Source organism: Exiguobacterium sp. TNDT2, from assembly GCF_003331145.1.
Classification (GTDB): Bacteria; Bacillota; Bacilli; order Exiguobacteriales; family Exiguobacteriaceae; genus Exiguobacterium.
This window is the reverse complement of the sequence record NZ_QLVE01000009.1, coordinates 89,838-114,760: the sequence shown is the minus strand read 5'-3', so window position 1 is coordinate 114,760 and position 24,923 is coordinate 89,838. Positions and strand designations below refer to the sequence as shown.

At 53.3% G+C, this 24,923-nt stretch carries 29 protein-coding genes and 1 pseudogene; 7 read left to right on the top strand and 23 right to left on the bottom strand.

Features of this window, described 5'->3' with window-relative positions; genetic code table 11:
- Positions 1–52: 52 nt before the first annotated feature.
- The 6 genes from ccsB to DPV68_RS06990 all read right to left on the bottom strand — a co-directional run bounded on the left by ccsB (position 53) and on the right by DPV68_RS06990 (position 5,619).
- Positions 53–1,237 (bottom strand): c-type cytochrome biogenesis protein CcsB, encoded by a 1,185-nt coding sequence (gene ccsB, locus DPV68_RS07015; protein ID WP_114166060.1) that lies wholly within the window; start codon positions 1,235–1,237, stop codon positions 53–55.
- Positions 1,237–2,784 (bottom strand): cytochrome c biogenesis protein ResB, encoded by a 1,548-nt coding sequence (gene resB, locus DPV68_RS07010; protein WP_232819540.1) that lies wholly within the window; start codon positions 2,782–2,784, stop codon positions 1,237–1,239. The genes ccsB and resB overlap by 1 nt, the downstream gene beginning before the upstream one ends.
- 19 nt (positions 2,785–2,803) lie before the next feature.
- On the bottom strand, positions 2,804–3,385 hold the full coding sequence (locus tag DPV68_RS07005; protein WP_029595327.1) for a redoxin domain-containing protein: 582 nt from the start codon (positions 3,383–3,385) through the stop codon (positions 2,804–2,806).
- Between the two features lie 136 nt (positions 3,386–3,521).
- Positions 3,522–4,280 carry a pseudouridine synthase gene (locus DPV68_RS07000; RefSeq protein WP_029595326.1) on the bottom strand — a complete coding sequence of 253 codons (759 nt, stop codon included), beginning with the start codon at positions 4,278–4,280 and terminating at the stop codon, positions 3,522–3,524.
- Positions 4,281–4,874, bottom strand: coding sequence for an SMC-Scp complex subunit ScpB (gene scpB, locus DPV68_RS06995; RefSeq protein WP_198662265.1), 594 nt, complete (start codon positions 4,872–4,874; stop codon positions 4,281–4,283).
- Complete coding sequence (locus DPV68_RS06990) at positions 4,852–5,619, bottom strand: segregation and condensation protein A (protein ID WP_114166059.1); 768 nt, start codon at positions 5,617–5,619, stop codon at positions 4,852–4,854. The genes scpB and DPV68_RS06990 overlap by 23 nt, the downstream gene beginning before the upstream one ends.
- A 78-nt stretch (positions 5,620–5,697) precedes the next feature.
- On the opposite strand from DPV68_RS06990, the gene DPV68_RS06985 reads away from it, so the two are divergent.
- Entirely contained in the window at positions 5,698–6,168 is a 471-nt protein-coding gene (locus DPV68_RS06985; protein WP_114166058.1) for a DUF309 domain-containing protein, read from the top strand.
- A gap of 12 nt (positions 6,169–6,180) precedes the next feature.
- On the opposite strand, the gene DPV68_RS06980 is transcribed toward DPV68_RS06985, so the two are convergent.
- The 6 genes from DPV68_RS06980 to xerD form a co-directional block, all read right to left on the bottom strand.
- On the bottom strand, positions 6,181–6,537 hold the full coding sequence (locus DPV68_RS06980) for a GCN5 family acetyltransferase (protein WP_114166057.1): 357 nt from the start codon (positions 6,535–6,537) through the stop codon (positions 6,181–6,183).
- Positions 6,538–6,626: 89 nt separating this feature from the next.
- Positions 6,627–7,067, bottom strand: coding sequence for a peptidylprolyl isomerase (locus DPV68_RS06975; RefSeq protein WP_114166056.1), 441 nt, complete (start codon positions 7,065–7,067; stop codon positions 6,627–6,629).
- A gap of 114 nt (positions 7,068–7,181) precedes the next feature.
- Positions 7,182–8,483 carry a pyrimidine-nucleoside phosphorylase gene (locus tag DPV68_RS06970; RefSeq protein ID WP_114166055.1) on the bottom strand — a complete coding sequence of 434 codons (1,302 nt, stop codon included), beginning with the start codon at positions 8,481–8,483 and terminating at the stop codon, positions 7,182–7,184.
- 28 nt (positions 8,484–8,511) lie between these two features.
- On the bottom strand, positions 8,512–9,321 hold the full coding sequence (locus DPV68_RS06965; protein ID WP_114166054.1) for a purine-nucleoside phosphorylase: 810 nt from the start codon (positions 9,319–9,321) through the stop codon (positions 8,512–8,514).
- A gap of 13 nt (positions 9,322–9,334) precedes the next feature.
- Positions 9,335–10,555, bottom strand: a complete 1,221-nt coding sequence (gene deoB / locus DPV68_RS06960) for a phosphopentomutase (RefSeq protein ID WP_370447069.1) — start codon at positions 10,553–10,555, stop codon at positions 9,335–9,337.
- Positions 10,524–11,408: a site-specific tyrosine recombinase XerD gene (xerD, locus tag DPV68_RS06955; protein WP_114166052.1), complete on the bottom strand. Its 885-nt coding sequence runs from the start codon at positions 11,406–11,408 to the stop codon at positions 10,524–10,526. Before xerD ends, deoB begins: the two co-directional genes overlap by 32 nt.
- 225 nt (positions 11,409–11,633) lie before the next feature.
- Between xerD and DPV68_RS06950 the strand changes: the two genes are divergently transcribed.
- The 4 genes and pseudogenes from DPV68_RS06950 to DPV68_RS06935 all read left to right on the top strand — a co-directional run bounded on the left by DPV68_RS06950 (position 11,634) and on the right by DPV68_RS06935 (position 15,044).
- Positions 11,634–12,626, top strand: a complete 993-nt coding sequence (locus tag DPV68_RS06950; protein ID WP_114166051.1) for an ROK family transcriptional regulator — start codon at positions 11,634–11,636, stop codon at positions 12,624–12,626.
- 11 nt (positions 12,627–12,637) lie between these two features.
- Complete coding sequence (locus DPV68_RS06945) at positions 12,638–13,819, top strand: MFS transporter (protein ID WP_114166050.1); 1,182 nt, start codon at positions 12,638–12,640, stop codon at positions 13,817–13,819.
- Positions 13,816–14,196, top strand: a complete 381-nt coding sequence (locus DPV68_RS06940) for a VOC family protein (protein WP_114166049.1) — start codon at positions 13,816–13,818, stop codon at positions 14,194–14,196. The genes DPV68_RS06945 and DPV68_RS06940 overlap by 4 nt, the downstream gene beginning before the upstream one ends.
- Positions 14,197–14,208: 12 nt before the next feature.
- Positions 14,209–15,044: pseudogene (locus DPV68_RS06935) on the top strand (Cof-type HAD-IIB family hydrolase).
- A gap of 46 nt (positions 15,045–15,090) precedes the next feature.
- Here the strand turns inward: DPV68_RS06935 and fur are convergent.
- The 4 genes from fur to DPV68_RS06915 all read right to left on the bottom strand — a co-directional run bounded on the left by fur (position 15,091) and on the right by DPV68_RS06915 (position 17,970).
- The gene (gene fur, locus DPV68_RS06930) at positions 15,091–15,570 is read right to left on the bottom strand and encodes a ferric iron uptake transcriptional regulator (RefSeq protein WP_016509373.1); all 480 of its coding nucleotides are present in this window, start codon (positions 15,568–15,570) and stop codon (positions 15,091–15,093) included.
- 186 nt (positions 15,571–15,756) lie between these two features.
- Entirely contained in the window at positions 15,757–16,848 is a 1,092-nt protein-coding gene (gene tnpB / locus DPV68_RS06925) for an IS200/IS605 family element RNA-guided endonuclease TnpB (protein WP_114166048.1), read from the bottom strand.
- Positions 16,849–16,853: 5 nt separating this feature from the next.
- Positions 16,854–17,252 carry an IS200/IS605 family transposase gene (gene tnpA / locus DPV68_RS06920; protein WP_114166047.1) on the bottom strand — a complete coding sequence of 133 codons (399 nt, stop codon included), beginning with the start codon at positions 17,250–17,252 and terminating at the stop codon, positions 16,854–16,856.
- Between the two features lie 187 nt (positions 17,253–17,439).
- On the bottom strand, positions 17,440–17,970 hold the full coding sequence (locus tag DPV68_RS06915) for an NUDIX domain-containing protein (protein ID WP_114166046.1): 531 nt from the start codon (positions 17,968–17,970) through the stop codon (positions 17,440–17,442).
- A gap of 75 nt (positions 17,971–18,045) precedes the next feature.
- Between DPV68_RS06915 and DPV68_RS06910 the strand changes: the two genes are divergently transcribed.
- The gene (locus DPV68_RS06910) at positions 18,046–18,876 is read left to right on the top strand and encodes an aldo/keto reductase (protein ID WP_232819539.1); all 831 of its coding nucleotides are present in this window, start codon (positions 18,046–18,048) and stop codon (positions 18,874–18,876) included.
- A gap of 3 nt (positions 18,877–18,879) precedes the next feature.
- Here DPV68_RS06910 and DPV68_RS06905 read toward each other — a convergent pair whose 3' ends face one another.
- Positions 18,880–19,419 carry a PadR family transcriptional regulator gene (locus tag DPV68_RS06905; protein ID WP_114166044.1) on the bottom strand — a complete coding sequence of 180 codons (540 nt, stop codon included), beginning with the start codon at positions 19,417–19,419 and terminating at the stop codon, positions 18,880–18,882.
- Between the two features lie 128 nt (positions 19,420–19,547).
- Here DPV68_RS06905 and DPV68_RS06900 point away from each other — a divergent pair, with 128 nt between their 5' ends.
- Positions 19,548–19,862 carry a thioredoxin family protein gene (locus DPV68_RS06900; protein ID WP_114166043.1) on the top strand — a complete coding sequence of 105 codons (315 nt, stop codon included), beginning with the start codon at positions 19,548–19,550 and terminating at the stop codon, positions 19,860–19,862.
- Between the two features lie 34 nt (positions 19,863–19,896).
- Here the strand turns inward: DPV68_RS06900 and DPV68_RS06895 are convergent, their stop codons facing one another.
- The 6 genes from DPV68_RS06895 to DPV68_RS06870 are packed head-to-tail and all read right to left on the bottom strand — an operon-like array spanning position 19,897 to position 24,918.
- On the bottom strand, positions 19,897–20,829 hold the full coding sequence (locus tag DPV68_RS06895) for an NAD(P)/FAD-dependent oxidoreductase (protein WP_114166042.1): 933 nt from the start codon (positions 20,827–20,829) through the stop codon (positions 19,897–19,899).
- Entirely contained in the window at positions 20,826–21,407 is a 582-nt protein-coding gene (locus tag DPV68_RS06890; protein WP_114166041.1) for a CDP-alcohol phosphatidyltransferase family protein, read from the bottom strand. Before DPV68_RS06890 ends, DPV68_RS06895 begins: the two co-directional genes overlap by 4 nt.
- Entirely contained in the window at positions 21,407–22,294 is an 888-nt protein-coding gene (locus DPV68_RS06885) for an ABC transporter ATP-binding protein (protein WP_114166040.1), read from the bottom strand. The genes DPV68_RS06890 and DPV68_RS06885 overlap by 1 nt, the downstream gene beginning before the upstream one ends.
- The gene (locus DPV68_RS06880) at positions 22,291–22,992 is read right to left on the bottom strand and encodes an ABC transporter permease subunit (RefSeq protein ID WP_114166039.1); all 702 of its coding nucleotides are present in this window, start codon (positions 22,990–22,992) and stop codon (positions 22,291–22,293) included. The genes DPV68_RS06885 and DPV68_RS06880 overlap by 4 nt, the downstream gene beginning before the upstream one ends.
- Entirely contained in the window at positions 22,989–23,762 is a 774-nt protein-coding gene (locus DPV68_RS06875) for an ABC transporter permease family protein (RefSeq protein WP_114166038.1), read from the bottom strand. The genes DPV68_RS06880 and DPV68_RS06875 overlap by 4 nt, the downstream gene beginning before the upstream one ends.
- Positions 23,749–24,918, bottom strand: a complete 1,170-nt coding sequence (locus tag DPV68_RS06870) for an ABC transporter substrate-binding protein (RefSeq protein ID WP_114166037.1) — start codon at positions 24,916–24,918, stop codon at positions 23,749–23,751. The genes DPV68_RS06875 and DPV68_RS06870 overlap by 14 nt, the downstream gene beginning before the upstream one ends.
- Between the last annotated feature and the right edge of the window lie 5 nt (positions 24,919–24,923).

Genomic DNA, 24,923 nt, shown 5'->3' with positions numbered 1-24,923 from the left:
CGTTCAGTTGACAGCGGCATGAAAAAAGAAGTCACCGAAGTGACTTCTTTGTTTACGCATATGAATGCAAACCGGCGATGACGAGGTTGACGAACACCAAGTTGAACATGATGACGGCGAAGCCGCCGACACATAACCAAGCTGCTTTCGTCCCCGTCCAACCACGTTGGATGCGCATGTGTAAATAGTAGATATAGATGAGCATCGTGATGAGCGCCCACACTTCTTTCGGGTCCCAGCCCCAGAAACGGTTCCAGGCGATTTGAGCCCAAATCATTGCGAAAATCAGTCCGCCGAGAATGAACACCGGCAAGCCGATCGCGATCGAGCGGTAACTGATCTCATCAGCGAGGTCGAGGTCGACCTTCTTCGCGAGCGGTTGTAACGCCTCGGCGATCCGCTTCCGCAAGATGACGAAACGGAGCACTACATAAATCACAACGCCGGCGATGACCGACCAGATGAGCGTGTTCAACTTCAACGTATTGATGAACGTTGGCAACTCGAGTGACAGTCCGCTCGCACCAGAGAGGAGCTGAGCCCCTTCCGGTACGAATAACATCGGCATGAAGTACTCGTACGACTCTTGTGTCCCGCGGTCGTTCGTGAACTCGACGACGCCACCGGCACCGATCGCCTTGAAGAGCATCGAGACGAGGATGAAGCCGAGCGTACATATGAGGACGAACATCGTGACTTCAAGCCACGTCCGCGACTTCGACTGTTCCCGCATCGACGTCTCGTTCAATAAGAAAATGAGACCTGACGCGAAGCTGATGGCGAGAATCCCTTGGCCGAGCGCGGCCGTTGTGACGTGGATTTTCAACCAGACGCTGTTCAAGGCCGGGATGAGCGGTGCCACTTCGCTCGAGAACATCGAAGCGAAAGCGATGACGAGAAGCGCCACCGGCATGGCGAACAAGCCAAGCACGTCATTTTTATAAATCCCGTACACGACGAGGAACCCGAACACCATCATCATGCCGAAGAACGTCGTGTATTCGTACAGGTTCGATACCGGTGCATAACCGACCCCGACCCAACGTAAAATAAAATATGTCATTTGAGCGATGAAGCCGATGACGGCCAAAATGAACGCATATTTGCCGTAGGCGATACGGTTGACGTTTCGGCCTTTGCGCATCCCGCTGACCGCGATCGTGAATAACACGGTCGCGACAGCGTAAAGGATGAACGCGATAAAGAGCAAACGACTGCTCCACTGAATCCACTCCATTATGATTCCCCTCTTTCATTGGTTGAGTTGTCGTCCGTCTTTTTTTCAAACCGTGCCTGATCTTCCCAGATCGGCAGGCCATTTTTCTCTAGGAGCGGTGTGATTTCGCGATTGAGCGAGGACGGGTTCTTGTTGGTGAAACCAGCGACGAGCACGTCCGTCTCATTGTGTCGGCGAATCCAGATACGACGGTGCGGCCAATACATCCCCATGACAATTCCAATCATGAAGATGACTCCACCGACAATCAAAATCGGATACGTCGAGTCACTCTTGACGCGTAGACCACTCGTACTTGCCATCTCCGTACCAGCGAACTGGAACACATAGCGATTATCTTCATCGGCCACGTTTAAACGAATTCCAATCAAATTCGATTCCGTCGTGCCGTCTGGTGTGTCAATCGCCATGAAGAACGCCGGGTTGAGTGCCCGTGGCGATTTCGTGTTCGGTTGGCCGTCCTTGACCTCAAAGTCAGGATACAGGTCGTTCAGTTTGACCGTGACGTCTCCGAGGTCATACGTCGTCTCCGGGTTCGTCAAATCGACCGTGAACGGTCCATACACATCACCTGTCTCTTTATCGGCAACGTTAAAGGACATCGACAAGAATTCCAGGCGACTCGAATACTGTTCTTGATACACTTCGTACTTTTCAAACTTGAACGGGTGGTTCACTTTCGTCGAACCGGTATCGACTTCCTCGAGTTGCGGCGATCCGTCCTCGTTCGTCCCGGTCTTCTTGAACAGCGTCAATTCCGTCTCATAGTTTTTCGGGACTGCGCCCGCTTTCTCGATCGCCTTGGCAAATTTCGCATCTTCCGCGTTATTTTCCGGATCATATATCTCTAAGATGAACTGATCGTTGCGAAGATAATATTCATCATCCGTCGCTTCGAGCGGAACCGTATCGCCTTCGCGCACCCATTCGAGCGTATCCGTATGGAATGCCGGGAAAACGCGAAGCATCGCCCCGATGAAGAAGATGACGAGCCCAATGTGATTGACGTATGGACCCCAGCGACCGAATCGATATTTCTCGGCGAGTAAGGCATCCCCATCACGCTTCACTTGATAACGCTTGGCTTTTAAAGCCTCTCCGAACGCATCGATTTGCTCGTCCGTCCCTTTTCCCTCACCAATCAAACGTTGTCCGCGCATGAAGCGATCGGTACGTCGGACCGGTTGAAATTTCAACGCTTTATACAGCGGGAAAAATCGATCAATCGATACAACGATGAGCGATAACGTCAGCATCACGATCAACGTGATGTACCACCACGATGTATAGAGGTTGTGGAATCCTAGCGTGTAGTAAATCGTACCCGGTGTCCCGTACTCGTCCGTGTAATACTGGTTCGCCGGCAACTGTTGCGGAATATACATCTCTTGCGGGAAAATCGTTCCGATCGCCGACCCGACGATGATAAGCCCGATGAGCCATAGACCGACCTTGACCGATGCAAAAAAGCTCCACACCCGGTCAATCCATGACCGTGGACGACGCTTCGATCGTAAATCGGCGCCGTCGTATTTCATATCTAGCATTTGTGCGCCCCCCGTTCGCTTACAATGACTTCTCGGCCAACTCCATCAGTTTCTCTTTCGTGAGTTCACCTTCGTACTTTTCAATCACTTTGCCGTCGGCATCGATGACGAACGTGACCGGCAAGTTATAAATCCCGTACGCCTTCTCGACTTCGCTGCGCGTGTCCATCAAAATCGGATAGTCGAGCTTGACGCCGAGGCCGTTCACGAAATTATCGACCCGAAGCGGTGTCTCGCCGACGTTGACCGCCCAAAAATCGACGCCCATGTCTTGGAGTGCGGCATAGTTATCCTGGACGACCGGCATCTCTTTCTCACACGGTTCACAGAATGTGCCCCAGAAGTTCAAGAGCAACCCTTTACCGTCGTATGTGTCACGCTCGACCATCGTCGTCCCGTCTAAACTGACGAGCTTGAAGTTCGGCGCATCGTCACCGGCCTCGATACGTCCGTCGTTGCCGGCTTGTTCAAACAATTGCATGATAACGACCGCTCCTGCGAACAGGACCATCGTCATAATCATGAGCCGCCAAAATGACCGTTTTTTCTTATGGGCCATCGCCTGGTTCATGCGATCACCCGACTTTGTTTCTTTCGTCATGAGTTCACACCATCCTTTAGTTGTTATTGTACTGAAAAAACACCAAAAACGCACATTAACAGACTTTTTTCATCTTTTTGTCACACAATCTCCACAAAATAAAAAATCATCCTATCTCAGGACGATTTTTTAGTTGTTATTTTTTCTTTTTCTTGCCCCGTTGTACGGGTGGTACGGTCGGGTTGGCAAGCTCACGTAGCTTCGATACTTCCTTGCGTGACAGTTCACGCCATTCGCCCGTCGTGAGACCGTCGAGCGTCAAGAAACCGAACTGTTCGCGTTTCAGTTTGATGACTTCTGAACCGACTGCTTCGAGCATGCGACGGATTTGACGGTTATGGCCTTCCGAGATGACGATTTCTAAGATGGCCGAGTTTTTCTTATGGTCGACCGTCTTCATCTTCACTTGGGCGCTACCCGTCTTGTAGCCGTCATCGAGTTCGACACCCGACTCGAGTTGTTTAATCGCGATATACGAAGGAATGTTCTTCACTTTCGCGACATAACGTTTTGGGATCTTGAACTTCGGATGGGTCATCATATTCGAGAACTCACCGTCATTCGTTAAAATGATGAGTCCCGTCGTGTTATAGTCGAGACGTCCGACCGGGAAGACACGCGATCCGGGCGGGACAAGGTCAGTGATGACTTTCCGTCCTTTATCGTCTTCGACCGTCGAGACGTAACCGCTCGGCTTGTAGAGCACATAATAAACATGCTCTTCTTGTTCGATTTTGACGCCATCGACTTCGACTTCAGACTTCGGTCCGACTTTCGTCCCGAGTTCGCGCACGACTTTTCCATTGACGCGCACGCGTCCATCTAAAATCATTTCTTCGGCTTTACGCCGTGAGGCGACACCTGCTTGGGCAATCACTTTTTGTAAACGTTCCATTTATTCATTCTCCAATCTTTCTTGCGTAATCGCAGACGACTGGCCGAAGAACAGATCGCCTTCGTCCGTGAGCTCGTCTTCAAACGTTAATGGGGGCAATTCATCGAGTGAATTAAACCCGAAATGGTCCAGGAAATGCTCGGTCGTCCGATACAGCTTGGCCCGGCCAATCGTCTTGGCCCGTCCGGCTGACTCGATCAACCCTTTTGATAACAGCGTATGGATGACGCGTTCGACTTTGACGCCTCGAACCTCTTCGATATCAGCCCGGGTGACCGGTTGCTTGTACGCGATGATGACGAGCGTCTCCATCGCGGCCCGTGACAGCGCCTGCTCGGCCATCGTCCCGACGTAGCGTTGGATGTACTCCGACACTTCGGGAATCGTCACGAGCTTATATACGCCCGCCGACTCAATCAATTGAAACGGACGGCCGGAGTCTTGGAACGATGCTTCTAGCTTGCTCAACTGTTCGCGGGCGGCGGCTTCCGAAATGTCGAGCGTGTCCGCGAGGGCCCGCACTTCCATGCCTTCTTCGCCGACGACGAACAATAGACTCTCAATAATCGTTTCATAAGACAACAACGGCTTCATCCCTTTCCTTTGACGATTCGACGAACGAGATGTGAATGTCCCGCTCTTCTTGTTTGGTCGTGACGACGCGCAACTTGATCAGTTCGAGTAGCGCCATGAACGTAACGACAAGGTCCGATACATCGGGCCGCTCTTCGAAGAACGAGAAGAACGATGTTGTCCGCTTTGCCGAGACATAATCGTGCAACCGCGTCATCTGCTCTTCAAGTGTTCGTTCTTCGCGTTTGATTGTCTTTTTGCGGCGTTCTTTCCATCGCTTGCGTTCGACCATCTTCGAATAGGCGTGCAACAAGTCCGAAAAGTTGAGCGGACCGTCGTACGGCTGGACGAGATCGGACATGTAGCGCGTCAAATCCTCCCCAGGGCGGCTATACAGTTCGAGGCGAGACTCTTCTTGCTCGCGCATGAACACGACCGCTTCCTTGTAGGCCTTATATTCAATCAACTGTCGAATCAACCCTTCCCGGGTCGGTTCTTCCCCAAAATCGGGAATGTCATCCTCTTCGACCGGTACCGGTGGCAACAGCTGCTTGCTCTTCAATTGGAGCAACGTCGCCGCCATGACCAAATATTCACTGGCCACATCGAGTTCAAATTTTTGCATCGTCCGGATATAGGCGACATACTGATCCGTGACCTCGGAGACAGAGATGTCCGCGATGTCGAGCTCCATTTTTCCGATCAAGTGGAGCAACAGGTCGAGCGGGCCTTCGAACGTATCGATTTTGACGTTGTACGCTTCCATAGAGACACCTGCCATTTACATTTTTGCGCTTTAGTATAACATGTTTTGTAGTACCGTGACCACGAAAGGAGATATTTGATGTCGACGCCTTTTATCCAGTATACGCTATTGTTCGAATGTCATGCCGATTATTTTGAGTGCCACGAAGTGCTCGAGGAAGCATGGCAAGATGGGGGACGGAAAGATCTCGGATACGCCGCTTTAATCCAATACGCTGTCGCTCATTACCACGCCCGCCGTGGCAACACAGCCGGGGCGAAAAAGAGCATCGCCGCGTTACAACAGAAGCTCACATTGGCCGCCGCCGACCTCGAAGCCCTCGGCATCGATAGCGCGATGTTCGTCCGTGACTTGGAACGTTGGCCGCTCTCAGAGACCCTGCCGCTCAATGAACAGACGCGACAATGCGTCGAACGCTTGAAGCCCACTTTCGAACCGACCACGCTCAAGTTTGATGAGCTCGTCCATAAACATTTATACCGCGACCGGACACCGGTCGTCACCGAGCGACTCCGAGCGCTTGAGGCACGCAAAAAAGCTAGGCGCTGAGCCTAGCTTTTTTCACATGACGACTTCGTTCCACTTCTCGAGCAAGTCCCCGGTCTTGCCTTGACCGACAAGCGTCAAGTCGAGCGGCAATAAGTTCCGGGTCTCATCGAGCAGTTCGTAGGAACGCTTCTCGCCGCGGAACGACGGAGACAGTGCGATATGACGAATCATCATCGTCGTCTCTTGTTGCTCCATCCCGATAATTCCGACGAAGTCTTCCCCGACTCTCCACAGATACAGGAATTTGGCAGGGTCTTCTTCGTAAGAACGGACGAGGTCGAGCAAGGCGAGCGGGGATTTGTCGCTACATGAGAACGCGAGCAAGCCCATCGCCGTCTTTTCGTACGATTGTTTGTATTTCACCAGCATTGCTGGTTTCACCACCTTTAGTCATTCATGTTTCACTAAGTGAACACGTGAGAGACATGGCTCATTGTGTCATAACGTTCAGACAGAAATCAATTCTCGTCCCAAACTTTAACTTCGGCCATCTTCGTGCCTTGACGAAGTTTGACCGCGTGCTCAAGGCCAGACGTCACTTTTCCGAAAACCGTGTGGACACCGTCGAGATGTGGTTGTGGCTCATGGACGATGAAGAACTGTGACGAGCCCGTGTTGCGTCCGGCGTGTGCCATCGAGAGCGAACCGGCTTCATGCTTGTACGGGAACGACGTCGACGTCTCACATGGAATCGTCTTACCTGAACCGCCCATGCCTGTCCCGTCCGGGCAGCCGCCTTGGCTGACGAAACCTGGGATGACCCGGTGGAACGTCAAACCGTTATAGAAGCCGCTGTTCGCGAGCTCCTCGAAGTTGTCGACCGTGATTGGCGCCGCATCGTGGAACAAGTCGAATTCAATCATTTCGCCGTTCTCTAATTGCATTGATCCTTTTTTCATATCAAGTTACCCCTTTATGTTCATATTGTCATTCTCACTCACACATTGCCCATTCTATCAAAAAAAACCGTCTGTCTCCACTATTTTGTGGAAACAGACGTTCTGACCTGCTACTTACTGAATGACAGCGTGAACGAGCGGACGCGCCGTCGGCTCTGTCGCACCGATCGTGTACGCATGGTCCATCCGCTCGAGCGCAGACGTCATGTCTTCTTTGTTCGAACGGAGCACGGCGATGACGTCGCCGGCCTCGACCTTGTCGCCGACTTTCTTCTCGAGCGTGATACCGGCCGCGAAGTCGAGCTGATCATCTTTTGTCGCCCGACCTGCGCCGAGGAGCATCGCTGCCACACCGACTTCGTCAGCGATAATCGACTCGACGTAACCTGCTTGTTTCGCGACGAACGTCGTCTCATACTTCGCTTGCGGAAGTTTCGACAAGTCATCGACGAGCGACGCGTCGCCACCTTGTGCCGCGACGAACTGACGGAACACTTCGAGGGCATGACCGTCGGCCATCCGTTTCTCAAGATCAGCGTACGCCTCCTCGAACGTTTGATAGAACTCGCCGAGTACCGCCATATGGCCAGCAATCGTGAGGGCAATCGTCTTCAAGTCGGTCACGTCTTTGCCTGAGAGGACTTCAATCGCTTCTTTCACTTCATTGGCATTCCCGATTTCGAAACCGAGCGGCTGGTCCATGTCTGTGATGACGGCGACCGTCTTACGGCCGACGTTCTTCCCGATGGCGACCATTTCTTCGGCGAGCGCTTTCGCGTCGTCGAACGACTTCATGAACGCGCCTGAACCAGTCTTGACGTCGAGGACGATGCTATCGGCACCGGCCGCGATCTTCTTCGACATGATTGAGCTCGCGATGAGCGGAATCGAATCGACCGTCGCCGTCACGTCACGGAGTGCGTAAAGACGTTTGTCGGCAGGCGTCAAGTTGCCCGTCTGACCGATGATCGACATCTTGATGTCGTTCACTTGCTTCGTGAACTGTTCTTCCGTCAACTCGACGTTGAAGCCAGGGAACGATTCAAGCTTATCAATCGTACCGCCTGTATGGCCAAGACCGCGACCGCTCATCTTCGCGACCGGAATTCCGATTGACGCGACGAGCGGAGCGACGATTAAGCTGATTTTGTCACCGACACCGCCGGTCGAGTGTTTATCGACTTTTTTACCTTGGATGTTCGAAAGATCGATGACGTCACCAGACTTGACCATCTCCATCGTCAAGGCCGCCGTCTCTTTCTCAGTCATGCCGTTAAAGTAAATCGCCATCGAAAGGGCCGACATCTGATAATCAGGAATCGTCTCGTTCGTGAAGCCTTCAATGACAAAGCGAATCTCCTCTTCGTTCAATTCGCCACCGTTACGTTTTTTCAAAATCAAATCGACCATGCGCATAAGTTTCGTCCTCCTAGTTGGGTAATGGTTACATGCTTTGAATCGTGCCGCGTACGAGTGAAAGGAAGTCTTGGCGGACGCGTTCTGTCGTCTCGATGACTTCTTCATGGTTGAGCGGTTGATCTAAAATCCCGGCTGCCATGTTCGACACGCACGAGATGCCGAGCACACGCATATCCGAATGACGGGCCACGATGACTTCCGGCACCGTCGACATGCCGACGACGTCGCCGCCGAGGAGGCGTGCCATCTTCACTTCGGCCGGTGTCTCATATGTCGGACCTGTGTTCCCGAAGTAGACGCCTTTTTGAACAGAAAGTCCAAGTTTTGTGGCGACGCCTTCCGTCAATGTGACGAGTTCTTTATCGTACGCTTCAGACATATCTGGGAAACGTGTTCCGAAGTCGCTCGCGTTCTTACCGATGAGTGGGCTCGTACCGAAGAAGTTGATATGATCCGTAATGATCATCAAGTCCCCCGGGTTGAACGACTCGTTGCAAGCACCAGCTGCGTTCGTGACGATGAGCGTCTCGACACCGATCAATTTGAGGACACGTACCGGGAACGTCACTTGTTCCATCGAGTAACCTTCATAGTAATGGAATCGTCCTTGCATCGCGACGACGCGTTTCCCTTCGAGGTCACCGAAGACGAGTTGTCCAGCGTGTCCTTCGACGGTCGATACCGGGAAGTGCGGGATGTCCTCGTAAGGGATTTTGACCGCGTTCTCAATCTCGTCGGCGAGGACGCCAAGTCCTGAGCCGAGGATGAGTCCGATTTCTGGTGTTCCGTTCATGCGTTCCTGTAAAAATGCCTTTGTTTCGTTCCAATTTACCATGAGTAATGCCTCCTCAAATTTCGTTTAAGAAACTCTTTCCGTGTGCTGGTGCATCGACGTCGAAGTTGTCGGCCACTGTGGCGCCGATGTCGGCGAACGTTCCTCGAATCCCGAGGTCAACTGCTGTCGCGCCATGATGATGGACGATAAGCGGCACGTATTCACGCGTATGGTCCGTTCCCGGTGCCGTCGGGTCGTTCCCGTGGTCGGCCGTGATGATGAGCAAGTCGTCTTCACGCAACTTCTCCATCACTTCCGGTAGACGGGCATCATACTCTTCGAGCGCGATCGCATAGCCTTCTGGGTCACGGCGGTGACCGAAGAGCGCATCAAAGTCGACGAGGTTCAAGAAACAGAGTCCTTCGAACTCTTCATCGAGCGATTCGACGAGTTTGTCCATCCCATCCATGTTCGATTTCGTTCGAATCGCTTTCGTGACGCCTTCACCGTCATAAATGTCACTGATTTTCCCAAGAGCGATCACATCTTTCCCGGCCGTCTCGAGCGTGTTCATGACCGTCTTGCCGAACGGCTTGAGCGCATAGTCGTGACGGTTCGATGTACGGACCCACGCGCCAGGCGTTCCGAGGAACGGTCGGGCGATGATGCGGCCGAGCATGTACGGGTCTTCGCGCGTGATTTCACGGGCGTATTCGCAGATGCGATACAACTCGTCGAGTGGAACGACTTCTTCGTGCGCCGCGATTTGGAGCACCGAGTCAGCCGACGTATAGACAATCAAGGCACCTGTGTTGACGTGTTCCTCCCCGAGCTCATCCAAAATCTCTGTCCCTGACGCCGGCTTATTGCCGATGATGTCGCGTCCGCTAAACTCTTTGAGTCGATTGATCAAGTCATCTGGAAACTCTTCGAACACACGGAAAGGCGTATCGATATGAAGGCCCATGATCTCCCAATGGCCGGTCATCGTGTCTTTCCCGGCTGAGATTTCTTCCATGCGACCGTAGGCGCTCGGTGTCGTCGACACTTCGATGCCGTCGATTGGTTTGATGTTCGCGAGGCCGAGACGGCCCATGTGCGGCATGTTCAAGCCACCGTGTTCACGGGCGATGTGCCCGAGCGTGTCTGAACCGACGTCACCGAACTGGTCGGCATCTGGGGCTTCCCCAATCCCGACCGAGTCCATGACGACCAAGAAAATACGTTTAAATTTCTTCACAAAAAGTTCCTCCTTTAAGTGTCTAGGCACGCGGGTGATGTTTTCGATAGACATCGTGGAGTCGTGCTTTATTGACATGTGTGTAGATTTGAGTCGTGGAGAGGTCTGCATGCCCGAGCATCTGTTGGATGGCCCGAAGATCGGCCCCGTTCTCGAGCAAATGTGTCGCGAACGAATGACGGAGCACGTGTGGCGTGATCTCTTTTTGGATGCCGGCCTCTTTGGCCCGTCGTTTGATCATCTTCCAGAACCCTTGACGGCTAAGCCTTCCTCCGCGCCCGTTCAAGAACAACGCCTCGGTCTCCCGACCGCCGAGCCCGTTGCGGGCCTGTTGGATATAGCGTTCGACAAAACCTTGGGCGACCGATGACACCGGGATGATCCGGGCGCTCTCGCCTTTGCCTTCACACTGTAGATACCCCAATTCGAACTGTAAATCATCCAAATCGAGCCCAAGAAGTTCGCTGACGCGCATGCCCGTTCCGTAGAGCAGTTCGAGCATGGCCCGATCGCGGAGCGCGAGTGGGTCTGACGTCGGCACACTGTCGAGTAACCGTTCAACTTCATCTTGAGACCACGTGTCTGGCAGATGCCGTTCCGCTTTCGGCGTCTCCAAATAAAGTGCCGGGTCAGTCGTTGCACCACCTGTCATCTTCAAATGATGATGGAACGTCCGAATCGAACTGACGGCCCGTCGGAGTGATGAAGCAGCCCGACCGGCTTGCGATAACTCTTCCATATGTTTGACGATGTGTGCCCGCGTGACTTCATTCCATTCTGTCACCCCGAGTTGGGTGAGTGTCGATAAGTACTGGGTCAAATCGCTCGCATAGGCTTGTCTCGTGTTCGTGGACATTCGTTTCTCAACCGTCATATACTGCAAAAATAACTCGACTTGCGAACGCATGACATCCCCCTCCTTCCTCGCTACACCTGAATACGCTTACATCATATCACTTATGTAAACCGTTGTGAAGACGTCTGACCTCATTTTTTTTAAAGCTTTTTTGTGACAGGAATTGGTGAGGTTTTCACGCATATATTTCGATTGAGGGCTTACAAATCTCATCATGATTTGGTACACTCAAGTCGACTTATTAAAATGATTTAAAAAGTTTAAAAGGAGTCGTCCATGAACCAGACCATTACTAATCTGACGGTCGCCGTCAGACGTCAACTCGTCTTATCCGGTCATTCGACCATCGCCGCCATCTCAGAAGCGACCCGGCTCAGTTTTCCGACCGTCAAGAAGCAGTTGGAGCAGTTGATGGAGGCCGGTGAAGTGTTTGAACAAGGTTTTGAGGATTCACGCGGTGGTCGCCCAGCCAAACGTTACATCTATAATGAGCGGTTCACGCACGGATTGACGCTATACGTCGAGAAGTCGGTCGTCCGCTATCGTGTCATCGATAGCATCGGTACGACGATTGAAGACGGGACGCAGGAGATTCTAAACGGGGACCACCTCGGTGCGCTCGGCTCGGTGCTCGACCGACAGTTGGACCGAACCCCCGATATGAGCGCGATCTCCATCGGTGTCGCAGCGGCCGTCGCAGATGGGACGGTCATCTTCGCCCCGGACTATCCGACGTTCGCACACCTCGACTTGAAAAGTTGGGTCGAGTCGCGTTCCAATCGCCCTGCCGTCATCGAGAACGATATGAACGCTGCCGTCTATGGATACGGACACACGCACGAACTCGCCGGTGACCAATCTATCGTCTACATCTATTTAGGAAAGAACGGACCCGGTGCCGGGATTCTCATCAACGGACAGCTCATCCGCGGCAAGACGGGATTCAGCGGGGAAATCTCGTTTTTACCCCTTTACGACGACTCGACGTTTCATAATCGGATGGAGAGCGAGCGAGCGGCCCCGCTTTCGGATTCCGCTTTCGATGCGCTCGGTCGGCTTGTCGCGACGTTCACCGCGACGCTGAATCCGAACGCCATCATTTTTTCGGATGTCGATCTCGTCGATCCTGAGTTGGAGGCAATCAGGTATGCTTGCCAGCGTCACATTCCGGTGGCTCACATGCCAGATTTATTGATTGGCAACTGGGAGGAAGATTATTTTGCAGGCTTGGCTCGACGTTGCGTCGGGTTGATGCTTGAATCAATTTGAAGAGGTGTACCATGACAGGATTTTTATTATTGGCCGTGATTTACATCGCTTTTATCAGTCTCGGTCTGCCCGACGCCTTACTCGGTGTCGGTTGGCCGTTGATGCACGTCGAGTTCAACGCCCCGATTTCGATGGCCGGATGGATTTTTATGACCATCGCCGCGGGGACGATTTTATCGAGCCTGCTCAGTGGCCGATTGCTCGAACGGTTCGATACGAAACAAGTCACATTCGGCTCCGGGCTCGTGACGGCTCTGTGCCTGCTCGGTTTTTACGCGGCCCCGTCCTTGATTTGGCTGTTTGTCCTATCGATTCCGCTCGGACTTGGCGCCGGCGCGGTCGATGCCGCGCTCAACCATTACGTCGCGGAAAACTATAAGGCGCACCATATGAACTGGCTCCATTGTTTTTGGGGCGTCGGAGCGACGGGCGGACCGCTCGTCATGGCCGGCGTCTTGACGGAGAACGGTTGGCGCGATGGCTATTTGATTGTCGCGTTGATTCAGTTCGCGCTCGCCTTCATCTTGCTCCTGTCGTTCCCGCTCTGGAAGCGCGAAGTCAAAACGGAACCCTCCTCGCTCGAACGACAAGAGACGGCCGTGACCGCGCTCGATCGAAAACTGCCGAAAGGCGTCTCGTATGCACTAGCCACGTTCCTTCTTTATTGCGGCATTGAAGCGCTCATCGGACTGTGGGCCAGCAGTTACCTCGTCCAGATGAAACAGTTTTCGGTCACGACGGCCGCGACGTGGGTATCGATCTATTACGGCAGCATCACGCTCGGGCGTTTCTTGAGCGGGTTCCTGTCATTCCGCTTCACGAATCGACAGATGATCCGACTCGGGCAAACCCTCGCCTTAATCGGTAGCCTCGTATTTCTCATTCCGACGATTGAAACCATGTTGATTGGCTTAATTTGTATCGGTCTCGGGCTAGCTCCGATTTACCCGAGCATGCTCCATGAGACGCCGCAGCGGTTCGGTGCGGAACGGGCCAAACGCTTGATGGGCTTCCAGATGGCGTTCGCCTACACAGGCAGCACGTTCCTGCCACCGCTATTCGGTCTCGTCGTGTCCCAGACATCGCTCGGTCTATTCCCGCTCGTGGCCGTTTTGATCATGGTCGGGATGCTCTTGAACACGGAACGCTTGAATGTCATCATGCAGCAACAATCAAAGGAGGAACCCACATGAAGATTGAACACGTCGCCCTCTGGGTGAACGACCTTGAACAAATGCGCCGCTTCTACGAGACGTACCTCGGCGCAACGGCGAACGACAAGTATACGAACGAACAGAAACAGTTCGAATCGTATTTCCTGACGTTCCCTGATTCGACGTGCCGACTCGAGTTGATGCGCCGCCCGGACATCCAAGGCACACCTCGTGAAACGGTCGGCTACGCACATATCGCGTTCGCACTCGGCAGCAAAGTAGCGGTCGACAGCTTGACGCGACGACTCGAGGCCGACGGCTACCCACTCGTCGATGGTCCGCGGACGACCGGGGACGGCTATTACGAGAGCCTCTTCCTCGATCCGGAACAAAACAAACTCGAATTGACCATATAAGGAGACGACACCATGATCAAAGCCATCTTATTAGACCTCGACGGAACGCTATTGAACGATCAAAAACTCATCTCACCCCAAACGAAACAGACGCTCCTCGATTTGCAGGACGAGGGTGTCAAAGTCTTCCTCGCCTCGGGCCGACCGAAACAGGGCATCGAACCGTTCGCCGACGAGCTCCGACTCCACGAGTATGGCGGTCTCCTCGTGTCCTCGAACGGGGCATGTGTGACCGATGCAGAACGAACGAGACGCTGTTCGAACAGGCCATCGATCAGGACGACGCGATTGCCATCTTGGATCATTTGACCGGATTCGACGTCATCCCGATGATCAATGACGAGACGTATATGTACGTCAATGACGTCTTCAGCGGCATGCTCGAGTTAAATGGTAAGCCGTTCAATATCATCGAATATGAGTCGCGCGGCGGACGGTTCCAATTGCGGGAAGAGCCGCGACTCGCCGACGCCATCACCTTCCCGATCTATAAAATCCTCGTCGCCGGACAGCCGGACTATCTACAGGCCCATGCCGACTTGCTCGCCGGACCGTTCACGGACTGCGTGACGGGCATGTTCACGGCAGCCATGTACTATGAGTTCACGGATCTCGGAATCGACAAGGCCCGGGCACTCGATCACGTGTTCCGGGAGATTGGGATTGACCGCGAGCACGTCATCGCGTTCGGGGACGGCCATAACGACCGCTCCATCATCGAGTATGCCGGCATCGGGGTCGCGATGGACAACGCCGTCGAAGACATCAAGGCTATTGCGAACGAAATCACGCTGTCGAACAATCACGATGGCATCGCCACCGTCTTGTCCCGTTACTTGACGAGGTGACGACATACAAAAGACAGGCAGCCTTTGAGAGGCTGCCCGTCTTGGTTTATCCGTTGATGACTGCTTTATGACCCTCGAGCGTGACGCCTTTGGCTTGGCACACTTTACAAATGCCGTGAAACGTCAAACGATGGTCTTTGATTAAAAATTCGTATTTGCTTTCGACTTTTTTCTCAACGTCGACGAGTAAGTCTTCCATGATTTCCTCGACCGAACCGCACTCGACACAGACGAGGTGATGGTGCGAATGGTTCGCGCCTTCTGGTCTGAGGTCGAAGCGGGCAACGCCGTCACCGAAGTTGACTTTGTCGACGACACCGAGCTCGGTCAACAGCTCGAGCGTCCGATAAACCGTCGCGAGCCCGATTTCCGGAGCGATGCTTTTGACGAGCATGAACACGTTCTCCGCACTCAAATGATCCGTTTCATTCTCAAGTAAGATGCGGACCGTCGATTCTCGTTGCGGTGTCAATTTATATCCTTTGGCGCTCAATTGCTGTTTGATCCGTTCAATTCGCGTTTCCATAAGGCGCCCCCTCTTTGCATAATTCACTATTCAAAGCATACCGAAGTTTGTCCGGTTTTTCAAAGTGAACTACTCACCACTTATTTGCTTCGCAAATTGAAGTGGGAGCTTCTTGGGAAGACCGTACTTTTACTAGCCACGATTGTTTACCAAGCTCATCGGGCAAGTCCCTGCCCTGAAGGTTTTTTAGTCGGCCAACATCAACAGGTTGATGCTCGCGTTGATATCTCGATCATGATGAGCGCCGCAAGTGCACGTCCATTCACGGACATCCATCGTCTTCTTCTCGCCTTTCTCGCCGCAAGAGGAACAGATTTGCGTCGATGCGTACCACTGGTCTGCCTTGATGAGCGTCCGTCCGTAGAACTTACACTTGTATTCCAACTGTCGGACGAACTCATACCAACTAACGTCTCCAATAGATTTCGCCACCTTGTGGTTCTTCATCATGTTCTTCGATTTCAGCGTCTCCACGACGATGACTTGGTTCTCGTCAACGATCCGTTTTGACAGCTTATGAAGAAAGTCCTTGCGCTGGTTCGCGATCTTTTCATGTTTCTTGGCGAGAATCAGCTTGGCTTTTTCTCTGTTCTTGCTTCCGATTTTCTTACGAGACAAGGCTCGCTGTGCCTTCTTGACCTTCTCTTCCGATTTGCGAAGGAAGCGAGGGTTGTCGATCTTCTCAGACACCATCTCGTCATTTGTCATGATGGCGAAATGTTCCAACCCGAGGTCGATCCCTACCTTGTTTTGAGCAGGAATCCACTTTTCCTCGTCTTGATTGACAAGGATGGAGACGAAGAACTTGCCCGTCCTCGTCATCGAGATCGTCGCGGACTTGATGACACCCTCGAAAGAACGATGTTGTTTGAACTTCACGAAGCCGATCTTAGGAAGTCTCACCTTCCCGTCCTCGATCCGGACGCTCCCGTTCTGATTGTTGGTCGTGTAGGAGGCGCGGTCGCTGTGCCTCGATTTGAACTTCGGGAAACCGACGGACTTGTCGCGGAAGAAGTTGGCGTATGCCTCGTTCAGGTCCATCTGGGCGTTGGCAAGGGACAGGCTGTCGACCTCTTTCAAGAAAGGGAACTCGGGCTTATACTTCGCCGGGGTCGGGAGCTTCTGCTTCGCGTCGGGGTCCAGCTTCGACTCCTCATACAACCGGATACGCTCTTCGAGCATCTTGTTGTAGACGAAACGGACACAACCGAATGTTTTCATGAAATATTCTTGTTGTGGTTTTGTCGGATATAGTCGAAACTTGTACGCCTTCAGCAAAGTGCTCACTCCCTTCCTTGTTTTTCGATGTATTGCCTGATGACGTCGGTCGTCGCACCGCCGGTCGTCACGAGGCAGTAGCTCCGAGACCAGAACATCTCTTTCCACAGTTGTCTCTTGACATGCGGGAAGTCTCGTTTGATCAGTCGGCTGCTCGCGCTCTTGTAGGCGTTCAGGAACTTCGACATCTCTGTGTTCGGGTGGGCCTTGAACAACACATGGATATGATCACCGTCATGATTCCATTCGGTCAGTGTGATATGGTATGACGCGCCGATCCGTTCGAACGTCTGTCTCGCGAACTCCGAGACGGCGTCGTCAATCACCTTGCGTCTATATTTGACTACCAAGACGAGGTGGTAATTCAGAAGAAAGACTGAATGTTTATTTGTATCCATTTTCATTGATCTATCAGTCCTTTTGATTGGTCACACTGATTGTATCAAACAATTGTAATCCTGCCAAGACGGGCGATTCATCTCCCACCTACGCTGGGCTTCGCCCCGAGAAGATTAGAGGAGGGAGAATTCTCGCCTAATTTAGTTAAAATGATTCCTATGTAAGTGTAACATATGTCACTCTAGTTTAGAATCATTTCAATTTAGACAATTGCCACCATTGAATCGCCATGATCGTCTTCGCGTCGGTGATGCGTCCGCTCGCGAGTAACGCGACCGCCTCATCGAACGTAAAGCGTTGGACTTGTAAAAATTCATCTTCATCGAGGTTCATCGCGCCCGAAGTCAAGCCGTGCGCGACGTAGACGTCGACCCGTTCGCTACAAAAGCCTGGCGCACCGTAAAACGAGAAGATTTTTTCGAGCGTCTCGGCCGTATAGCCCGTCTCTTCTTCGAGTTCGCGTTTCGCGCTCGCGAGCGGCTCCTCACCGACTTCTAGTTTTCCGGCCGGAATCTCGAGTGACATCGATTCGAATGCTTTCCGGTACTGTTCGACGAGGACGATGCGATCGTCTTCATCGACGACGAGCACGGCGACGGCCCCGTTGTGATAGACGAGTTCGCGGACCGACGTCCCTCCGTTCGGGAGTGACACGACGTGCTTCTCCACGTTAAAAATCTTTCCTTCGTATATGACTTCCCGTTCAATCGTTTTCTCTTCCATTGTATGTACTCCTCACTTTTCCTATATACTGTGATTATGATTCATATTGACAGACGGAACAAGGAGGAATTATCAATGGCAGAGTTAGGGTTAGGAACGATGTCGATTTTAAAACACGGGGAAGCAGAAGGACGGAGGATTTTAGAAGCCGCTTATGAAGCCGGCATCCGCCACTTTGATACGGCTGATGTCTACGACCACTTTGAAGTGGAACGTCTTGTCGGTTCGACGTTCGCCGGACGCCGGAACGACTTGTTTTTGACGAGCAAAGGCGGGAATGAATGGACAGGAGACGGAATGCGCTGGAATCCCGCCCCCTCCTATTTAGAACAGGCACTACACGATTCACTCGAACGCTTACAGACGGATTATTTGGACTTATATTACGTTCATGGTGGTACGATGGAAGACGACCTGGACGCGACAATCGATTTCATGCGTCGGCAAAAACAAGCCGGGGTCATCCGACAAATCGGCCTCTCCTCGATTCGTCCGAACGTCATCCGCTATTGGCTCGAGCACGGGGAGCTCGACGTCTTGATGACACCGTACTCGTTGCTTGACCGTCGGATTGAATCGCTCGACCTCGACATCCCGATTGTCGGACGTGGTCCGCTCGCCAAAGGGCTGTTGACCGCTGAATGGTCCGAGCGCTTGTCGGACAAAGGTTTCGAAGCGTGGGATATATCAGATTTGCGTCAGCTGTTGCCAACGATTCCAAAGCCGATTCAAGCGTATGCTCTCGCCGCTTCGAAACGAACGTGTGCCGTCGTGTTGCCGGGTGCCTCCTCGGTCAATCAATTGAATGACTTGATGGAAGCCAATCAATACGAGGTCGACCCACATCAACTTGATGACTTATTAGTCCGGCTGCCGATTCATCCGTACACAAAACATGCGACCTGAGCGTCAGGTCGCATGTTTATCTCGCTGTCTCATCTGTTCGATGGCCCAATCGGCCCAACCGGCGTAATTTTCCATCATCCGGATCGCGTACTCGCTCGTCAATAAATAACCGAGCGTGTCAGCCTCGGACTGATGGGCCGTTTGAAACGCCCGAATCTGATGAGCGACTTGTTCATGGTGCGCTTTCGTCTCCTCGACGTAACGGATCGCCTCATCGAGTGGGAGCAATTGCAACAGGCTGACCCGGAGCAAGTTCTCATCTTTCATCTTCGGTTGATACGAGGTCGGTTGCCGGAGCCAGTCGATCAGCTCTTGACGTCCCGCCTCGGTGATTGAATAAATCTTTTTATCCGGTAGATCATGTTGAGCGACGTGCTCAGAGGAGACGAGCGCCTCGTCTTCCATCTTTAACAGTTCGCGATAAATCTGTGTATGATGGGCGTGCCAAAAATGAATCATTTGTGCTTTGAACGTCGCGTTCAAGGCATAGCCGGTAGCGGGTTGATGGGTCAATAACCCTAGTAGTGCATGACGTAACGCCATAACCATCACCTATCCCTTGCGGTTCTATTTTTATAAGTGTATCACATATTGCCATGCGACCGAGAATGCCAATCGGTTGACGCCCAACACGAATACACAGACAATATGTGTGAAGGGAGAGATTTTTTATGAAACCGATTCAATCCGATCAACAATTCCAAGAAGCCATCCAAGATAAAGGCATGGTCGTCTTCACGACATCATGGTGTCCGGACTGCCGTCGCCTCGATATGTATGTCGACGAACTCGTCAAAGACTACCCGCAGTTCAACTGGTACGTCGTCGATCGCGACGAGTTGCCTGACTTGTCAGACGCACAAGAAGTCCGTGGCATTCCCTCGCTTCTTTTCTATCAAGAAGGCGTCAAACAAGAACATCTCCACTCGGCGAACGCCAAGACGGAGATGCAAATCCGCTCGTTCCTCGATACGTTGAACGCGTAAACAGAAAGACGACCACGACGGTCGTCTTTTTTGTTCACTCGAACCGCTTGACGTAACGCCGGTCGATATGGCGCTTGAACCAAAACGGCAGACGACCGTGCCATGTCAGCTTCCCGAACGTCAAGAGTGCCCGTCCTGGGGTCGTTAATAAGATATTGAGCGACGTCCGCGATTTGAACTGGCGTGGCGTACCGAGCAGTTGACGGGCGACATGCCGACCCGAACGGACGGCATCGACACCACCGTTCAACCGGGCCGCCATATCCCCGGTGATATAAATCTCGCGGTAGACCGGGTGTCGCAAATCGTCTTCCGTGTCGATGAACGCCCCATCGTCCGCAAGTCCAGCCTCAGACCAAAAATCATCAGGAACGACACCGGTCGCATCCAAGACGAGTCCCTCTGTCTGAGTCCCTGGTTGGAACGACGTCAGAATGAGCATCACGCCGCTGCGGACGAGACGCCGCGCCATCTGTCGTCCGACATGACGGGGAAGTTCGGGTAAGATGTCACGAGCATAGAGCGTCACGCGTTGCTTCTGTCTGATGCATGCGAAGGCGAGTTCGACTCCGGCTTTGCCCCCACCGACGATGGTGACCGCGTCACAGTTGATAATGTCGTCCAACACATATGACGTCATCGGTTTGAGGCCCGTCCCGAGTCCACGACTTTTCGCACCGGTCGCGAGCACGAGGAGATCATATCCGACTTGCCCGTGTTCGGTCTCAACGATCCGGGCATCCGGATCGAGCCCGATAAGGCGCTCGGCGATGGGAATGACGTCATGACGCAACTGTATCGTCGCCGATTCCATCTCGCCAGCGATCACTTGAGGAAACGCACCCGTATAAATCGCCTCTCGTCCACCGATATACGACACTTCGTAGTTTTCGTTAAGCGCATCGAGGTGTTCGAGAATCTCGAGCTGCCCATGACCGAGCCCGACCAGGACGAGACGAGGTTTCATCGTAGAATCCGCCTTGCTTCAAACAAACGTTGGAGGATCGTGAACACTTCAAGCACGAGGAAAATCGTCGCGATGACGCCGATCCATGGCGGGAAAAGAATCATGAGCGTGAACAAGATGAAACATTCCGTCCGCTCCAAAATACCAGGCTGATAATAAAATGATTTCTCTGAACGGCGTGAGCTGCTCGCCCCGACAGCGAGGAATAACGTCATCGCCACGACGAACGACCCGAGCAAGAGCAGGAAGATCGGCATATGTTCCGGATGTCGTAGAGCGAGCGCGATGACGACGGCAATCTCGACGATACGGTCGAAGACGAGGTCGAGCACCGTGCCGAACCCCGTCTTTTGGGAGCGCCGGGCCATCGTCCCATCGAGGACGTCGAAGAGACCGGACACCCATAACAGCAACACGGCCGTCCACAACATATCGTTATAAATGAAGAGGCCGACCGAGACACCGATGATGCCCCCGAGGATCGTCACTTCGTTCGGGGTGAACTTCCATTTCAAAAGCCGATCGGCCCCGCGCTCGATGACGGGACGGACGAAACGGCTACCATACGTGTCTAACATCAAATTCCTCCTTGTTTCTGTCGCAAATAATACGTCTCGCCGACTTTGAACGATTCGCTTCGCGGTAAGATGACATATTCCCCGGTCGGGCGTCGATACTCGCCGAAATGATGTCCGAAACGACTGAACGGTCGGACGAGCACAAGCGAATCAGACGTCGGCTCTGTCGACACGTCGATATCGGTCGTCGGATAGAACGTACCGCTCAATTCGACAAAGTCACCAAACGTCGGTTCCGTTTCGGATAGCCGTCCCGGCGTGCCGGTCGCTCGAACATAACCCGTCTCGAGCAATGTCACCCGGTCGGCGACGAGCATCGCTTCTTCCCGGTCGTGGGTCACAAGGAGCGCCGTCAACTCGAGTTCACGGACGAGGTCACGAATCAGTCGTTGCAACTCGGACTTGAGACCGGGGTCGAGGTTCGTGAACGGCTCATCGAGCAGAATGAGCCGAGGTGCGGCTGCGAGCGCCCGGGCGAAACTCGCGCGTTGCTGTTCTCCTCCGGACAATTCATGAATTTCAGCGTCGTAACGGCCGGGAAGTTTGACCCGGGCAAGCCACGCTTCCGCTTCTTCCCGTGACCGGTTCGGTGTGGCGAGCGTCACGTTCTCCCCGACTGTCAAATGCGGGAACAAGAGCGGGGATTGGGACAACATCGTAATCCGGCGCAAATGCGGCGGCACCCCGTCGAGTGGCATGTCTTCCCACGTCACTGTCCCGCCATCATGCGTCTCAAGTCCTGCGATGATGCGGAGCAGTGTCGACTTCCCTGACCCGCTCACGCCGACAAGGCCATGGATTTCCCCGTTCGGGATGATGAGATCGATGCCGCGTAACACATCACGGTCTTTAAAACGTTTTCGGATTCCTGACAATACTAAGCTCATTGCAAACGCCCTTTCACCAATCTGATCCAGATGCTAAACAGCGCGTCGAGTCCCATATAAAGTAAGACCGGCAACGAGACGAGCACCCAAGTATGTTGTAACGCCAGTGAGACGTCATTGCCTGCGTAGGCCTGATAAAGTCGCGTTGTGACCGTCGGGACGAGTCCTGCCCCGATCAATTGGACGAGCACGAATTGGCTCAACACGATGACGGTCGAGAACAAGACGATCGTCCGGACCGACTCTCTCATGAGCGGGAATAGGACGAACACGATCCGGGTGAGCGGCGTGAGCGTTAACGTCTGCTCGAGGAGCGGTCTCCCGATCACGTACATGGCGTTGTATGCCAATCGAATCGAATATGGCAACGTCGTGACGAGCAGGACGAGCCCGACCCCCGTGTACGTTCCGATGAACCCGATTTGGGCGAGGACGATATACATGCCGAACATGCTCGCCAGGACAGGGATAAACAACGGGAGGAACGTGAGCCACTCGACCCACGACTTCCACCTCGACTCGGTGAACAAGAGCCACCAGGCCGTCCCCATGCCAAGCCATACGTTGACGAATCCGACTACAATCACGTAGGCGACCGTATTCAAAATCGACTCGTCCCACGTGAGTGACGTCGGGAACGTCAAAAACAACCCGATGAACGGAAAGACGACGAAACAAGCGACGAGAAGTCGACTCATCGTCTCACCCCCCGTTCAATCCGTCGTCTCCGCTTGGCCGTCAACGCATAGGAAGCGATGACGCCGCTGAAGATGAACAACGTCCAAGCGAGCGCGACCGCATATGACTCGAACGCGTTTAAAAACAGACCAGTCGTCAATCGCTCGTAGGCGAGTACCCCGAGCAGTTCGGGGTACGTGACGCCCAACAAGGCCGGCACTTCATAGGCGAACGAGATGAACGCCACGAGCACCCAGAACGAGTCGAGGAGCGGTTTGATGAGAAATGGCCATTCGGCAACTTTGAACTGTTCGAGCGGCTTGAGCTGGAGCGTTTTGGCCATGTCGACGTACCCGTGATTCAATTGGCCGTATGTGCCGACCACCATCAAAAACACGAACGGTACTTCTTTCCAGACGTACGTGAAGATGACGACAAGATGATGGCGTTCATTCGCCTCAATCCATCCATAGAACGGGAAGCCCCCCGAGAACAATAGATAAAACAAATAGGCTGCCGCGACGTGCGGCACGAACATCGGCCACTTCAGCAGTGACATAAGCCACAGCGAACGCTTCATATATACGGTACGGGCGAGCCACGTCCCGATCACGAGGGAGACAACCGTTGAAACGATCGTCACATAAAGCGTCACGGCGAGACTGGTGCGCCACACCGCTTCGTTCAACTCAGACCAGTCAAAGCCGACAGTCTCGTAAATCAGGAAAGCGACACCGGTGAATGGCAATGCCAGAACGAACAGACTAAACCATAGACTACTGCGCGACACAATCCCACTCCTCACGGATGGCATCGATCACGGCCGGCCCATAGTCGGGAATCGAGCGCTCAGTAAGACGTTCCGGGTCAGGATAGGTCACCCCTTCATCGAGCTTCAAGAAGGCGTCACGGTCGGCCGTATCGAGTTTGGTCAAATCGAGCGACGTCCCGTCTCCCCAGTACGTCGCATCTTGTTTGGCGAGCTGGGCTTCAGGAGAAAGTAGCTCGTTGATGGCAACGAGCGCTCCGTTCGGATTTTTGGCATTGAACGGTACGGCGAGAAAATGCGTCGAGGCGATTGAATGTTCGAGCACGAGTGCCCGTGTCCCGTCCGGAAATACGCCGGCATTGCGTTCGGCCTCGGCCCGGCGTTCGTTGAAGCCCATCGTCATCCAAACCTCACCCGCGGCGTACAGTTGATCAAGTTGGGCGAGCGACTTCGGATACGTTGTCCCTTCTTTCCACAGGTTCGGTGACCAGGTCGAAAGCTCTTTCCAGAACTCGACTGGAATCTCACCGTCACGGACGGTATCTCCATATTCGGCATAGAGCAAGTGACGTACGAACGCATTACCCGTGAAGTCTGTTACTTCAGGATACGTGAAACGGCCCGGATTTTCTTCGGTCCAACGATGTAATTCGTCAAACGTCGTTGGGGGATTTTTCACTTTGTCCGCATCGTAGTGCAAGACGAACTGGACGTTCCCCCAGGCGACCTCGAGCCCGTCGGTCGGGGTGCCCGCGTCCGTCGCCTGAGCTTCCTCATTTAATAGCGTGGCGTTCGGGATTTTGTCGAGCAAATTGCCTTGGAGCAACTCCGCCTCGGCGGCGTTACGGAAATTGTCTCCATTGATCCACATCAGGTCAATCGTTCCTTCTTCACGATTTGCACGTTTGTCGAGTGACAATTGACGCACGAATTCGGCCGTGTCCATCGGTACGCGGTTCAACTCCACATCATGCGTCTCTTTCAGTCGGGGCGCGACATACTCATCGATGTAGCGATTGATGCCGTCATCGCCTCCCCACATATAAAAATTGACCGTCGATTGCTTCGCTTCTTCGGCGGCCTGTTCGAACGTCGGTGCGATCTCAGTTCGAGTCGCTCCACAGGCGGCAAGGAACAAAATCGATACGAGCAGGCCAAATACTTGTAATCGGCGCATCATTC